We start from the raw sequence: 205 nt of genomic DNA, 5'->3' as shown, positions 1-205 counted from the left end.
CATGTGTGAAGTCATTAACCAGCTTTCTTTTCAAGTTATCGGCAATGACCATACGATCAGCCTTGCTTCAGAAGCGGGCCAACTTGAACTAAACGTGATGGAACCAGTACTCGTTTTTAATTTATTGCAATCATTAACAGTGCTACAAAACGGCATGCGCGTCTTTAAAGATTACGCTATTGCCGGCATTACCGCTAACGTGGAA

Annotated in this window: 1 pseudogene; it reads left to right on the top strand. The window is 42.4% G+C overall.

The window, feature by feature from the left end:
* A pseudogene (aspA, locus tag CHH91_RS20025) lies at positions 1-205 on the top strand (aspartate ammonia-lyase); the annotation flags it as partial.

It is taken from the genome of Virgibacillus sp. 7505 (genome assembly GCF_002272135.1).
GTDB lineage: Bacteria > Bacillota > Bacilli > Bacillales > Amphibacillaceae > Terribacillus.
This window is presented reverse-complemented; position numbering and strand designations above follow the sequence as displayed.